General features: G+C 64.6%; 14 protein-coding genes. 11 read left to right on the top strand and 3 right to left on the bottom strand.

Going from position 1 to position 12880, the window contains the following annotated elements; translation table 11 throughout:
* Position 1 precedes the first annotated feature (1 nt).
* The 6 genes from ccsB (at position 2) to msrQ (ending at position 4945) form a co-directional block, all read left to right on the top strand.
* Entirely contained in the window at positions 2–1201 is a 1200-nt protein-coding gene (ccsB, locus tag ACS7SF_RS07470; RefSeq protein ID WP_439892374.1) for a c-type cytochrome biogenesis protein CcsB, read from the top strand.
* Positions 1202–1319: 118 nt separating this feature from the next.
* Positions 1320–1745: a COG4315 family predicted lipoprotein gene (locus ACS7SF_RS07465; RefSeq protein WP_439892373.1), complete on the top strand. Its 426-nt coding sequence runs from the start codon at positions 1320–1322 to the stop codon at positions 1743–1745.
* Between the two features lie 25 nt (positions 1746–1770).
* Positions 1771–2310: an RNA polymerase sigma factor gene (locus ACS7SF_RS07460; protein WP_439892372.1), complete on the top strand. Its 540-nt coding sequence runs from the start codon at positions 1771–1773 to the stop codon at positions 2308–2310.
* 8 nt (positions 2311–2318) lie between these two features.
* The gene (locus ACS7SF_RS07455) at positions 2319–3188 is read left to right on the top strand and encodes an anti-sigma factor family protein (protein WP_439892371.1); all 870 of its coding nucleotides are present in this window, start codon (positions 2319–2321) and stop codon (positions 3186–3188) included.
* Between the two features lie 97 nt (positions 3189–3285).
* On the top strand, positions 3286–4281 hold the full coding sequence (gene msrP / locus ACS7SF_RS07450; RefSeq protein WP_439892370.1) for a protein-methionine-sulfoxide reductase catalytic subunit MsrP: 996 nt from the start codon (positions 3286–3288) through the stop codon (positions 4279–4281).
* A gap of 7 nt (positions 4282–4288) precedes the next feature.
* Complete coding sequence (gene msrQ / locus ACS7SF_RS07445) at positions 4289–4945, top strand: protein-methionine-sulfoxide reductase heme-binding subunit MsrQ (protein ID WP_439892369.1); 657 nt, start codon at positions 4289–4291, stop codon at positions 4943–4945.
* Between the two features lie 65 nt (positions 4946–5010).
* Here the strand turns inward: msrQ and lysA are convergent, their stop codons facing one another.
* Positions 5011–6270 carry a diaminopimelate decarboxylase gene (gene lysA, locus ACS7SF_RS07440; protein WP_439892368.1) on the bottom strand — a complete coding sequence of 420 codons (1260 nt, stop codon included), beginning with the start codon at positions 6268–6270 and terminating at the stop codon, positions 5011–5013.
* A gap of 66 nt (positions 6271–6336) precedes the next feature.
* Complete coding sequence (gene lptM / locus ACS7SF_RS07435) at positions 6337–6567, bottom strand: LPS translocon maturation chaperone LptM (RefSeq protein WP_439892367.1); 231 nt, start codon at positions 6565–6567, stop codon at positions 6337–6339.
* 114 nt (positions 6568–6681) lie between these two features.
* Between lptM and cyaY the strand changes: the two genes are divergently transcribed.
* Positions 6682–7026 (top strand): iron donor protein CyaY, encoded by a 345-nt coding sequence (gene cyaY, locus ACS7SF_RS07430; protein ID WP_439892366.1) that lies wholly within the window; start codon positions 6682–6684, stop codon positions 7024–7026.
* A 63-nt stretch (positions 7027–7089) separates the two neighbouring features.
* Here cyaY and ACS7SF_RS07425 read toward each other — a convergent pair whose 3' ends face one another.
* Positions 7090–9507: a penicillin-binding protein 1A gene (locus ACS7SF_RS07425; RefSeq protein WP_439892365.1), complete on the bottom strand. Its 2418-nt coding sequence runs from the start codon at positions 9505–9507 to the stop codon at positions 7090–7092.
* Positions 9508–9955: 448 nt separating this feature from the next.
* Here ACS7SF_RS07425 and pilM point away from each other — a divergent pair, with 448 nt between their 5' ends.
* Genes pilM through ACS7SF_RS07405 form a run of 4 tightly spaced genes read left to right on the top strand, consistent with a single transcriptional unit; the run spans position 9956 to position 12878 of the window.
* Entirely contained in the window at positions 9956–11026 is a 1071-nt protein-coding gene (gene pilM / locus ACS7SF_RS07420) for a type IV pilus assembly protein PilM (RefSeq protein WP_439892722.1), read from the top strand.
* Between the two features lie 9 nt (positions 11027–11035).
* Positions 11036–11674 carry a PilN domain-containing protein gene (locus ACS7SF_RS07415; RefSeq protein WP_439892364.1) on the top strand — a complete coding sequence of 213 codons (639 nt, stop codon included), beginning with the start codon at positions 11036–11038 and terminating at the stop codon, positions 11672–11674.
* 2 nt (positions 11675–11676) lie between these two features.
* The gene (locus ACS7SF_RS07410; RefSeq protein WP_439892363.1) at positions 11677–12336 is read left to right on the top strand and encodes a type 4a pilus biogenesis protein PilO; all 660 of its coding nucleotides are present in this window, start codon (positions 11677–11679) and stop codon (positions 12334–12336) included.
* The gene (locus tag ACS7SF_RS07405; RefSeq protein ID WP_439892362.1) at positions 12333–12878 is read left to right on the top strand and encodes a pilus assembly protein PilP; all 546 of its coding nucleotides are present in this window, start codon (positions 12333–12335) and stop codon (positions 12876–12878) included. Before ACS7SF_RS07410 ends, ACS7SF_RS07405 begins: the two co-directional genes overlap by 4 nt.
* Positions 12879–12880: the final 2 nt, after the last annotated feature.

Raw genomic sequence — 12880 nt, 5'->3', positions numbered from 1 at the left:
GATGGACGCGACCAATCCTCCCAAACTATCCACCGCGACCGTGGGGACCGCTGATCTGGGTGCGTTGGAGCGCCCGTCGTACTTCCGCCGCCTGGGCTGGTTCGACTGGCTCTTCGCTGCACTGCTGGCGGCCGGCGCGGGGTATGCCTTCTCGCGCTACGGCGCCTATATGGATGGCTACGAGCGCGGCATCCTCGTTGCCGCCGTGCCGGCCTTCGCGTGGCTGGGCTGGACGTGGAAGCCGGTGCGTATGCTGATGATCGGCATCGCCGTGCTGGCGTTGTTTGGCGTCTCGCAGTACAGCGGCGCCAATGGCCCCGACCTTGCCCGCGCCGAGCAAGCGTTCTTCCTCAAGTATTTCCTCGCCAGCCAGTCGGCCATCCTGTGGATGAGCGCGCTGATCTTCCTGTCCACGCTGTTCTTCTGGATGGGGCTGGTGCTGCGCTGGGAGGCGGGCAGCTCGATCGGCAGCGCGATGTGCTGGGCGGCGGTGGTGCTGGGCCTGACCGGCATGCTGGTGCGCTGGTACGAGTCGTACCTCGTGGGGGCGGACATTGGCCACATCCCCATCTCAAATCTGTATGAGGTGTTCATCCTCTTTACGCTGATCACCTCGTTGTTCTATCTGTACTACGAGCAGCGCTACAAGACGCGCGCGCTGGGGCCGTTCGTGATGCTGGTGGTGTCGGCGGCGGTGGGCTTTCTGCTGTGGTACACGGTGTCGCGCGGCGCGCAGGAGATCCGGCCCCTGGTGCCGGCGTTGCAGAGCTGGTGGATGAAGATCCACGTGCCGGCCAATTTCATCGGCTACGGCACCTTCGCGCTGGCGGCCATGGTGGGCGCGGCTTACCTGCTCAAGGAGCACGGCATGCTGGTCGATCGCCTGCCCTCGCTCGAAGTGCTGGACGATGTGATGTACAAGGCCATCGCCGTCGGCTTTGCGTTCTTTACCGTCGCGACGATCCTCGGTGCGCTCTGGGCGGCTGACGCCTGGGGCGGCTACTGGAGCTGGGACCCGAAGGAAACCTGGGCGCTGATCGTCTGGTTGAACTATGCGGCGTGGCTGCACATGCGGCTGATGAAGGGGCTGCGTGGGCGCATGGCGGCATGGTGGGCGCTGGTCGGGCTCCTGGTGACGACGTTCGCTTTTCTGGGCGTGAACATGTTCCTGTCGGGCCTGCACAGCTACGGCGAGCTGTAATTCGCCGATCACAAAAAATCTTCGGCGGACTGGAATAAAGACGCGCCCAGCGTGTTTACTGCTCTGTGAGGGCACCTCGTTTTCCCCTTCCCGTGCCCCTCCACCCAAGGAGAACAAGATGAGCCAGTCTGCAGCTTCCACCAAGTCGTTCCATCCACGCATGGCGTTGGCCGGTGCCGTCGTGCTCGCCGCCCTCGGTTTGGCGGGCTGCAGCAGCATGGGCATGGGGGCGTCCACGCCGTCGGCCGTCAAAGTCACCAACGGCACCCTCACCGACCAGCACGGCATGACGCTGTACACGTTCGATCGTGACGCCGCCGCCGGCAAGAGCGCCTGCAACGGCAAGTGCACCGACAACTGGCCGCCGCTGGCCGCCAATGACGCCGACCAACCTTCCGGCGACTACACCATCATCACCCGCGACGACGGCAAGAAGCAGTGGGCTTACCACGGCAAGCCGCTCTATCTGTGGAGCAAGGACAAGATGCCCGGCGACCAGACCGGTGATGGCTTCATGAACGTCTGGCACATCGCCAAACCGTAAGCGCGCCGCCCTCGCTCGCGCCGACATGTCCGATCTGGCGAGCCGGCTGGTTGCGCTCACACCACGTCTGCGCCGGCACGCGCGCGGTCTGGTACACGACGTCAGTCGCGCCGACGACCTCGTCCAGGACACACTGGAACGCGCCTGGCGCTACCGCTGGCGCTTCCAGTTCCGGCCTCGGCTGGGCGGTATGGGCGAGGGCGACGGCCTGTTCGCGTGGTTGCTGACCATCATGCATCGCTTGCACCTCAATGCCGTGCGTCGGCCCGACCGGATCGAGTTGACTGACGCACCGCCCGACATCCCCTTCGAAGAGGACCCAGGCCTGCGGCGTGACCTGCTGCGCGCGCTGGCGACGCTGCCCGAAGACCAGCGCGCTGTGCTGCTGCTCGTGGGCCTGGAGCAGTTCGCCTACCAGGAAGCCGCTGATGTGTTGGGCGTGCCGCTGGGCACGGTGATGTCGCGGCTGTCGCGCGCACGCGAGCGCATGCGGGTGGCGCTCGGCGGTGCGTCCGCGCCCCGTTCCTCCGGTGATAGCAGCCCCGCGCTGCACCGCGTGAAGTGAGGCCGACCATGTCTGCCGATATCCACATCGACGAACTCCACGCCTATGCCGACGGCCGCCTACCGGCCGCACGCCGTGCCGCCGTGGAGGCGTACCTAGCTGCGCACCCTGGCGCGGCTGCCGAGGTGGCCGCGTGGCGCGAGGCCGATATGCAGTTGCATCGCGCGCTGGATCCGCTGCTGAACGAGCCCGTGCCGCAGCGCCGCATTCCTGCGGCGATCCTCGCGGCTGCGCAGCGCCCGGCAAGAGCGGGGTTTGGCGCGATGCGGGGCTGGGGCGTGTTGGCAGCTGGCGTCGCGTGCCTCGCCCTCGGCACTGGAGCAGGTTGGTTAGGTCGAGGCGCCCTGGAGCGCACGGTGCCGATGCAACGCTTTGCCAACGACGCCCTCGTATCGCACGTTGTCTTCTCCCCTGAGTCGAAACACATGGTGGAGGTGCCGGCCAATGAAGAGGCACACCTCGTCACTTGGCTGTCGCGCCGGTTGGATGCGCAACTGCACATTCCTGACCTGACGCCGCTCGGCTACCGGCTGGTGGGTGGGCGCCAAACCGTATCGGCGGATATGCCCACGGCCATGCTGATGTACGAAGGGCCGGGCGGCACGCGCCTCTCCGTGCAATTGCGGCGCATGCCAAACAACCGCGACACCGGTTTCCGGCTGGAGACCTTGGCACCGGACAACCGCGTGCTGCAGGCGATCCACCCGGCTGCCGATCACCCGCCGCCGATGGCGTTCTACTGGGCCGATCACGGCCTGGGGTTTGCGGTCTCGGGGCCGCTGTCGCGCGCGCAGCTGCTGGAAGTGGCGCAGGTGGTCTACCGGCAGTACGGCGAATTCACCGCGCCAGCGTCGGTACACAGCGCCAAGAAGGAATAGCGCCACAGAATTTTTTTTGCCCGCGCTGTCAGGTTGGCGGGGCGGGCACGACCAACGCACATGGGACAGCGTTCCCGCACAACGAGGACCACCGATCATGCTGATCAAGACCGACCGCTGGCTGCACGGCGAAGACATCCCCGCCAGCGAGATCACGCCCCAGCACATCTTTGAGCAGCGCCGCCGCTTCCTGGCCGCAGCCGCCATGGGCGCCGCCGGTGCGGCACTCACGCCGTGGGCGTCGCGCGAAGCGTTTGCTGCCAATGCGCCGCTGGCCAAGCTGGCCGCCAAGCCCAACCCCGCTTACACGACGGTTGAGAAGGCCACGCCGTACGACCAGGTCACCACGTACAACAACTTCTACGAGTTCGGCACCGACAAGTCCGACCCCGCGCGCTACGCGGGCACGCTGCGTCCGCACCCGTGGCAGGTCAGCGTGGAAGGGCTGGTGAAGACACCCAAGACGTACGATCTGGACGACCTGATGAAGCTCGCGCCGATGGAGGAGCGCGTCTATCGTCTGCGTTGCGTCGAGGGCTGGTCGATGGTGATTCCATGGGTGGGTTTTCCGCTGGCCGAGCTGATCAAGCGGGTCGAGCCGCAGGGCAGCGCCAAGTACATCCAATTCATCTCGCTGGCCGACAAGCGCCAGATGCCGGGCATCAGCAGCCCGGTGCTGGAGTGGCCCTACAGCGAAGGCCTGCGCCTGGATGAGGCGATGCACCCGCTGGCGCTGCTGACCTTCGGCCTCTACGGCCAGGTGCTGCCGAACCAGAACGGCGCGCCGGTGCGCGTGATCGTGCCGTGGAAGTACGGTTTCAAAAGCGCCAAGTCCATCGTCAAGATCCGCTTTGTCGACAAGCAGCCGCCCACCAGCTGGAACATTGCCGCGGCCAACGAATACGGCTTCTACTCCAACGTGAATCCGACCGTGGATCACCCGCGCTGGAGCCAGGCGACCGAGCGCCGCATCGGCGAAGACAAGGGCGGCTTCGGCGGCCTGTTCGCGCCCAAGCGCAAGACGCTGATGTTCAACGGCTACGACCAGGTGGCGCCGCTGTATGCGGGCATGGACCTGCGCAAGAACTTCTGAGGCCGAGATGACACGTCTGCCGTCCATGCTCTCGCCCAAGGTGCTGCGCGTCGTGAAGATTGCCGTGTGGTTGGTGGCGCTCGTGCCGTTTCTGCGCATCGTCTTCCTGGGCGCGACCGACCAGTTCGGGCCGAACCCGCTGGAGTTCGTCACGCGCTCGACCGGCACGTGGACGCTGGTGCTGCTGTGCTGCACGCTGGCCGTTACGCCGCTGCGCCGGCTCACGGGTATGAACTGGCTCATCCGCCTGCGCCGCATGTTGGGGCTCTACACGTTCTTCTACGGCACGATCCACTTCCTGATCTGGCTGCTGGTGGATCGTGGGCTCGATCCGGCGTCGATGCTGAAAGACATCGTCAAGCGGCCGTTCATTACCGTGGGCTTTGCGGCGTTCGTGCTGATGATCCCGCTCGCTGCCACGTCCACCAACGCGATGGTGCGGCGCCTCGGCGGCAAGCGCTGGCAGTGGCTGCATCGTCTCGTGTACGTGACGGGCGTGCTCGGCATCCTGCATTACTGGTGGCACAAGGCCGGCAAGCATGACTTTGCCGAGGTGTCGATCTACGCGGCGGTGATGGCGGTGCTGCTGGGGCTGCGCGTGTGGTGGGCGTGGCGCGAATCGCGGCAGAGCGCCCTGCCACGTGGGATGCCGGCGCGTGATTGAGCCGCATGCGACGCGCATGAAAAAGCCGCGAATGTTCGCGGCTTTTTTTGTGCGATGAGGCTGGTTTATACCGGCAGCAGACGCTCGCCGCGGATCAAGTCTTCGAAGCGCTCGCGCTCGCGCACCAGGTGCACCTTGTCGCCATCCACGATGACTTCCGCCGCACGATTGCGCGTGTTGTAGTTCGAGCTCATCGTGAAGCCATACGCGCCGGCCGACAACACGGCCAGCAGGTCACCGGCCTGGACCGCCAGCGAGCGATCACGGCCAAGCCAGTCACCCGATTCGCACACCGGACCGACCACGTCGTAGACGACTGGCGCGCTCTGACCCTCGCGCACCGGCACGATGTGGTGGTACGCCTCATACATTGCGGGGCGCGCCAGATCGTTCATGGCCGCATCGACGATGCAGAAGTTCTTGCTGGCACCCGGCTTGAGGTATTCGACACGCGTGAGCAGCAAGCCGGCGTTACCGACCAGCGAGCGGCCCGGCTCGAACAGCACGGTGCGGTCGCCAAAGCCGCGCTGCTCGACGCGATCCAGCAGCGTGCGCGCAAAAGCGGTGATGTCCGGCGGCGTCTCATCCGTGTACGTGATACCCAGGCCGCCGCCCACGTCGATGTGCGATAGGCGGATGCCCTCGGCGTCCAGCTTGGTCACCACGTCGAGCACCTTGTCCAGTGCATCGAGGTACGGCGACACCTCGGTGATTTGCGAGCCGATATGGCAATCGATGCCGACCACGCGCAGATGGGGCATCGCAGCGGCTGCACGGTAGGTCGGCAGCACCTCGTCAAACGCCACGCCAAACTTGTTGCCCTTCAGGCCCGTCGAGATATACGGGTGGGTCTTCGCATCCACGTCGGGGTTGACGCGCAGCGATACCGGCGCGGTCTTGCCCATCGAAGCGGCCACGTCGTTCAGGCGGTGCAGCTCGGGAATCGACTCCACGTTGAAGCACGCCACGCCGACTTCCAGCGCGAAGCGCATTTCGTCTGCGCTCTTGCCCACGCCCGAGAACACGACCTTCGATGCCGGCGCGTCAGCCGCCAGCACGCGCTTGAGTTCACCGGCGGAAACGATGTCGAAACCCGCACCCAGCTGCGCGAACACTTGCAGCACGGCAAGGTTCGAGTTTGCTTTCACGGCGTACTGCACGTGCGCGTTGCGACCCTCGCACGCGGCGGCATAGGCGCGATAGTTTGCTGTGAGCGCAGCGCGCGAATACACGTACGTAGGCGTGCCGAACTGTGCGGCAATCGCGTCGAGCGTGACGCCTTCCATCATCAGCGCGCCTTGCTGGCGGATCAGGGACTCGGACATGAGCGGGAACATTCAAGGCGCCACGTCAGGATTGGTGCGTGGCGCCGGTTGAGCAAAAGGGCGGGATCAGCGATTGGCGGGCACCGCGCTGGCGGCGTCCGCGGCGGGTTTGGTGCCCGGCACCGGGGGCTGCGGCACGGCGTTCGGGCCGGCGATGCCTGGGTCGGTTGTTTCGGGTGCGGTCGGTGCAGACGGCACCTTGGGCATGTACAGCGGCCCGCGAATCCCGCAGCCGGATAGGCCTGCGACCGTCAGGGTCAGGCCGACAATGGCTACAATGGCGGCGGTTCGTATCATCGGATGATGGTGCGGAAAGAGCCCAAGGCTGCGGCCTTGCGGCGATGTGAGTCACATGAGAGGCGAGGCGCTCGCGGGCCAGAACGGCCGCCGCGCAAGATTTTGGAGTGTAGCATGCCCCCCCTGAGCGAATCGGAGTTCCTGGCCCTGGCCGATGCCGAACTCACCCGCATCGAAAGCATTGTTGAAATTGCCGCCGACGAGGCGGATGCCGACATCGAAGTCACCCGTACTGGCAATGTGCTGACGCTCGAATTCGACGATGGCTCGAAGATCATCGTCAACAGCCAGGCGCCCATGCAGGAACTGTGGGTGGCGGCGCGCGCGGGCGGGTTCCACTTCCGCCGCGGTGATGATGGCCGCTGGCTCGATACGCGTAGCCAGGAAGAGCTATACGTCGCGCTGTCGCGCTATGTCAGCCAACAGTCCGACGTGGATGTGACGCTGGCCGCCAACTGAGCGCAGCGTTCACGCCAAAAGAAAAGCCGCCCCGAAGGGCGGCTTTTTCGTGCGCAGCCGGTTTTAGTTGCCGCGGAACATATCGAGAATCTTCTGTTTCTCCTGCTCCGGCGTCGGTGCCAGATTGATGCCCGGCTGCTGCGGTTGCTGGTCGCCGCCCGGTGCTTGTGCACCCGGCAGTGCGTCACCCAGGCCGACAGACGCCACGCCCTGGCCATTGGCGTATTCCTCGTAGGCCCAGTCGCCGGCCATCTGCACCACGCCTTCCGGCGGCTGGCGATCGGTCTCGGGCTGGCCCTTGAGGGCGTAGCTCATGTAGTTGATCCAGACCGGCAAGGCCAGGCCGCCACCGGTTTCGCGATCACCCAGGCTGCGCGGGTTGTCGTAGCCCATCCACGCAATCCCAACCAGCTTGGGCGTGTAGCCGCAGAACCAGGCGTCGAACGAGTCGTTGGTGGTGCCGGTCTTGCCGGCCATGTCGCTGCGGCCGAGCTTCTGCTTGGCGAGGTAGCCCGTGCCATTCGCCACCACGCTGCGCAGCAGCGAATCCATGATGAAGTCGTTGCGCGGGTCGATCACGCGCACGGCATCCTTGTTGGCCGTCATCGGATGGGCTTGCTGGATGACGGTGCCGCGCGCGTCCACCACGCGATCGATGATGTACGGGTTCACGCGGTAGCCACCGTTGGCAAACACCGAATACGCGCCCGCCATCTGCAGCATCGTCACCGAGCCGGCGCCCAGCGCCATTGGCAGGTAGGCCGGGTGCTTGTCCGCCTCAAAGCCGAAACGGGTGATGTACTGCTGCGCATATTGCGTGCCGATCGAACGCAGGATGCGCACCGACACCAGGTTCTTCGACTTCTGCAGCGCGCGGCGCATCGTCATCGGACCGTCGTAGCCGCCGCCGTAGTTCTTGGGCTCCCACACCTGGCCGCCGGTGTCACCGGTCGGGATCGATAGCGGCGCATCGTTGATCACCGTGGACGGCGAGAAGCCCTTGTCCACCGCCGCCGAATAGATGAACGGCTTGAAGCTCGAACCCGGCTGGCGCCAGGCTTGCGTCACGTGGTTGAACTTGCTGCGGTTGAAGTCGAAGCCGCCGACCATCGAGTAGATCGCGCCCGTCTGCGGGTCCACAGAGATGAAGCCCGAGGCCACTTCTGGCAACTGCGTGATCGACCACTTCTGCGTCTTGGTGTCCTGGATCACGCGGATCACGGCGCCCGGACGCAGCTTGATCTTCGGCTGCGCGTTCGCTGCCAGCGCCGCCTGGGCAAAGCGCAGGCCGTCCCCCGCCAGGTCGATCGTTTCGCCCGAGAGCATGGTCGCGCGCACCAGCTTGGGCGCCACGCTCACCACCACGGCCGATTGCAGATCGTCGCTGCCCGGATGTTCGAGGAGCACGTCGTCAATCGCCTGTTCCCGCTCATCGGCATCGCTGGGGAGGTCGATGAACGCCTCCGGCCCGCGATAACCATGGCGGCGCTCGTAGTCCAGAATGCCGCGACGCACGGATTGATAGGCCACGTCCTGATCGCCCTTGCGCAGCGTGGTGTAGACGGTCAGGCCGCGCGTGTAGGTCTCTTCGTGGTACTGCGTGTACATGAGCTGGCGCACCATTTCGGCGACGTACTCGGCGTGCACGTCGAACTCGTGGCCTTCGCTGCGTACCGGCAGTTGCTCATGGATGGCCTGGTCGTACTGTTCCGGCGTGATGTAGTGCAGGTCGCGCATGCGCTGCAGGATGTACTCCTGGCGCACCTTGGCGCGCTTCGGGTTCACCACCGGGTTGTATGCCGACGGCGCCTTGGGCAAGCCAGCCAGCATGGCGGCCTCGGCCAGGGTGATGTCCTTGATGTTCTTGCCGAAGTAGATCTGTTCGGCGCTGGCAAAGCCGTACGCACGCTGGCCGAGGTAGATCTGGTTCATGTACAGCTCGAGAATCTGGTCCTTCGTCAGGCTCGCCTCGATCTTGTACGAGAGCAGCATCTCGTAGAGCTTGCGCGTGTACGTTTTCTCGCTCGACAGGAAGAAGTTGCGCGCCACCTGCATGGTGATGGTCGACGCGCCTTGCGACATGCTGCCGCGCAGGTTCGCGAGCCCCGCACGCAGCACGCCAATGAAATCCACGCCGCCGTGCTCATAGAAGCGATCATCTTCGATGGCCAGCACGGCGCGCTTCATCACGTCGGGTATCTGCGTGATCGGCACGAAGCTGCGGCGCTCTTCGCCAAATTCGCCGATGAGGACGTTGTCGGCGGTGTACACGCGCAGCGGAATCTTCGGGCGGTAATCGGTGATGGCGTCCAGCGACGGCAGGTTGGGCGCGGCCACCAGCAGGGCGTAGCCCACCAGCAGCGCCCCGACGACCCCCAGGGCAACGAGCAGGCCGAGCATCCAGAGAAGCAGGCGCGCCCACAACGGGCGTCGGGCTTTGGGCGGCTTGGGCGAAGCGGGGGTGGTTTGGGCAGTAGCCATTACAGGGGCACCGGGGGTGTCAGTCAGCGTGGCCGCGATTATATCGTCGGGACTCGTGCCCTCCGGACGTGCGGGCGTAACAGCGCGTAACCGCTGTCACGCCAGCAGCGCCAGGGCCACTTATGCGGCGCATGCGGCACGCTGGCGCGCGAGGCGTGCGCTTGGGGCCCCAAGATTCAAGGTGGCCAAGAATCCGCCGTTAAAAGTAGACGAAGCGGAAAGCAAGTCAGACGAAAGGGGTATCCCCCGACCGTGGGGTTTTGACAACGCTTTACGAATCGGCGCCTGCGAAATGCTTCGCGGCCAGTCGGAGCGTTTGCCTGTTCTAAAGGATTTTGTGAGAATCCAGCAGCAAATCCATGCAGGCTAAGGCGCACGTTGGACGTAGATCGGGCGCCTGGGTTCAAAAATATATAAACGGTGGGGTGTCTCTGTGCGACGGGGTTTGTTGTCCGGCCTGCTGCGCCGCAATATCGTCGGGATAGATATCGGGTCTTCCAGCGTCAAGGTGGTGGAGTTGTCCGCCAACGGCAAGCAGGGGGATTTCCGACTCGAGAAATGCGCAAGCGAGCTCATTGAACGCAGTGCCGTCGCTGACGGCAATCTGGTCAATATCGATGCGGTGGGCAGTGCGCTCAAGCGTGCCATTGCCAAGGCCGGTATCCGCAGCAAGGATGCCGTGCTCGCCATTCCGTCCAGTCTGACGGAATCGCAGACCGTCAGCCTGCCCGACAACCTGACCGAAGACGAGCTCTTCGTGCAGGTCGAGAGCGAGGCCAATCGGCTGTTTCCGCCCTCGCAGAACGTCAATTTCGACTACGTCGTGATCGGCCCGTCCGAAACCGAAGGCGGGGTCGGCGTGCGCGTGACGGCCACTGTGGCCGAGCGCGTGACGGAGCGCGTGACGGCAGCCGAGATGGCCGGCCTTAAGCCGATCGTCATGGATGTGGAAGAGAACGCCATTCAGCGCGCCATGACCCACATGCTGGCGGTCAAGCCGGACGCCACCGAGACCGAAATGCGCGACATGCCTGTGGTGGCGATGTTCCACCTGGGTGGCGCACATTCGCATGCGTTGTTCTATCAAGGCTGGAAGGAACTGTACGAGCAGCCGCTCTCCGGCTCGGGCGACCAGCTTACGCAAAGCATCTCGCGCCTGTTCTCGCTCGACTTGCTCAAGGCCGAGGTGAAGAAGCGCAAGAACACGCTGCCGGACGAGTACCGCAGCCAATTGCTCAAGCCGTCGCTCGAAACACTGGCGATGGAAATCAGCCAGGCGATCCAGAACTTCATGTCGACCTCGAGCGTTGGCCGGGTCGACGAGATCGTGCTCTCCGGCGGCCATGCGTCGCTGCTGGGCGTGCAGACCGCCATCCAACAGCAGACGCAGATCAATACGACGCTGGCCAATCCGTTCGCCAATATGGGCGCGGCCAAGAACGTCAACGCGCGCTATCTGCAGCGTGATCTGCCGGCGTACATCGTCAGCGCGGGCCTGGCCCTGCGCGGGCTGCAATAAGGAGGCGCCATGGCGAACGAAAGCGCGACTGCCGTGAATGCACTCCCCAGCGTCAACCTGTTGCCGTATCACGCCGAGCGGCGTGCGGGTAAGCGCAAGAAAGTCTTTATGAGCCTCGGTGCCGCAGCTGCGGCTGGCGCCGTGGTGGTGTTCCTGGGCGGCATGGTGATCGATCACCAGACCGAAGAGGCGCAGCGCATCAACGGCATCCTCACGCAGAAGAACGCGGAGATGGATAAGCAGATCACCGAGGTCAACACCCTCAAGAAGGACATCGAAGATCTGCTGCAGCGTCAACACGCTGTGGAGAGCCTGCAGAATCAGCGCAACCGCCCCGTTCAGCTGCTGGAAGAGCTGGTGCGCCAAGTGCCGGACGGCATTTATCTGACGTCGCTCAAGCAGGAAGGCGACCGTTACACCGTATCCGGTGTCGCGCAGTCCAACGAACGCGTGTCGGACCTGCTGCGTAACCTTGGCGCGGTGCCCTGGCTGGACTCGGCGGAACTCGGCGAGTCGGTGGCCACCACCATGACGAACAACCTGAAGGAACAACGTCGCTTGTTCAACTTCACCATCCGCTTCCAGTGGAAAGCCGAGGTGGAAACGCCGGCCAAGCCGGGTGCGGCCAGCGCAGTGGCGGGGAAATAACCATGGCTCTCTCGACCGAAATCTCGCTGGAAGACCTGGTCAGCCAGTTCCGTGGCCTGAACCTGAACGAGCCGGAAACCTGGCCGACCGCTCCGCGCATCCTGTTCATGATCCTGGCCGCTGTGCTGGTGATCGGGCTGGGCTGGCAACTGTATTGGAGCGGCAAGTTTGACGAACGCGATGCCAAGCGCAGCGAGCAGGAAACCCTGAAAAGCGCCTACCAGACCAAGCTGGCCCAGGTGGTGAACCTCGAAGCGCTGCGCAAGCAGAAGGCCGAGGTGGAGCAGCGCGTGGCCAAGCTCGAACTGCAACTGCCGAACAAGACCGAAATGGACGCGCTGCTGGCCGACGTCAACCACGCCGGCATTGCGCGCGGCCTGACGTTCGATCTGTTCCGCCCCGCCGGTGCCGTGATCAAGCCGTACTACGCGGAGATCCCGGTGGCGGTGAAGGTCAACGGCCGCTACCACGACATGGCGCTGTTTGCGGCCGACGTTGCCGCGCTGTCGCGGATCGTCACGCTGCAGAACATCGCCCTGACCGGCAACAAGGACGGCAGCATGGTGATGGAAGCCCGTGCCGAGGCCTACCGCGCGCTCGACGCCGATGAGCAAGCCGCCCAACGCAAGGCCAATGCCGCCGGCAAGGGAGGCGCCAAATGAAGGGCCGCACCATGAGTCGCCGCCGGATGTCGCATCTCGTGCGCTTGTCACCGCTGTGCTTGGCTGCCGTGTTGACGGCCTGCGGCGCGAGCGCAGACGACGAGCTGCAGCAATGGATGCAGGAGGCGCGCCAGCACGTGAGTACGACCGTGCAGCCGCTGCCGCAGCCCAAGCCTTACGCGCCGCGTGAATACACGACCACCAAGCAGACTGACCCGTTCAGCGTGCAGAAGGTGGCTGAACTTTCGCGCGCCCAGAACGAATCACCGGAGCCCAATCGCCGTCGCGAACCGCTGGAAGACTATCCGCTGGAAGCCTTCAAGCTGCTCGGGACGATGAAGCGCAACGGCGAGGCGGAAGCCGTCCTGTCTGTCGGGGACAAGACGCAGCATGTGCATGTGGGGCAGTACATCGGACAAAACTATGGCCGCATCGTCCGCATCGGAGACCAGGAACTCACCCTGCGTGAACTGGTGCGCGAAGGCACGGCCGAATGGAAAGAAAAAATGACTACCCTGAAAGTTCAGGAGAGCGCGCAATGACG

Origin of the sequence: Ralstonia sp. 25C, from assembly GCF_051904805.1 — a bacterium.
Lineage (GTDB): Bacteria > Pseudomonadota > Gammaproteobacteria > Burkholderiales > Burkholderiaceae > Ralstonia.
The sequence above is the reverse complement of the archived record's forward strand: the minus strand, read 5'-3'. Positions and strand labels throughout refer to the sequence as shown.

Coding starts and splice junctions, on each gene's coding strand:
- ccsB (WP_439892374.1), top strand. CDS start 2: ATGGACGCGACCAATCCTCCCAAACTATCCACCGCGACCGTGGGGACC.
- ACS7SF_RS07465 (WP_439892373.1), top strand. CDS start 1,320: ATGAGCCAGTCTGCAGCTTCCACCAAGTCGTTCCATCCACGCATGGCG.
- ACS7SF_RS07460 (WP_439892372.1), top strand. CDS start 1,771: ATGTCCGATCTGGCGAGCCGGCTGGTTGCGCTCACACCACGTCTGCGC.
- ACS7SF_RS07455 (WP_439892371.1), top strand. CDS start 2,319: ATGTCTGCCGATATCCACATCGACGAACTCCACGCCTATGCCGACGGC.
- msrP (WP_439892370.1), top strand. CDS start 3,286: ATGCTGATCAAGACCGACCGCTGGCTGCACGGCGAAGACATCCCCGCC.
- msrQ (WP_439892369.1), top strand. CDS start 4,289: ATGACACGTCTGCCGTCCATGCTCTCGCCCAAGGTGCTGCGCGTCGTG.
- lysA (WP_439892368.1), bottom strand. CDS start 6,270: ATGTCCGAGTCCCTGATCCGCCAGCAAGGCGCGCTGATGATGGAAGGC.
- lptM (WP_439892367.1), bottom strand. CDS start 6,567: ATGATACGAACCGCCGCCATTGTAGCCATTGTCGGCCTGACCCTGACG.
- cyaY (WP_439892366.1), top strand. CDS start 6,682: ATGCCCCCCCTGAGCGAATCGGAGTTCCTGGCCCTGGCCGATGCCGAA.
- ACS7SF_RS07425 (WP_439892365.1), bottom strand. CDS start 9,507: ATGGCTACTGCCCAAACCACCCCCGCTTCGCCCAAGCCGCCCAAAGCC.
- ACS7SF_RS07415 (WP_439892364.1), top strand. CDS start 11,036: ATGGCGAACGAAAGCGCGACTGCCGTGAATGCACTCCCCAGCGTCAAC.
- ACS7SF_RS07410 (WP_439892363.1), top strand. CDS start 11,677: ATGGCTCTCTCGACCGAAATCTCGCTGGAAGACCTGGTCAGCCAGTTC.
- ACS7SF_RS07405 (WP_439892362.1), top strand. CDS start 12,333: ATGAAGGGCCGCACCATGAGTCGCCGCCGGATGTCGCATCTCGTGCGC.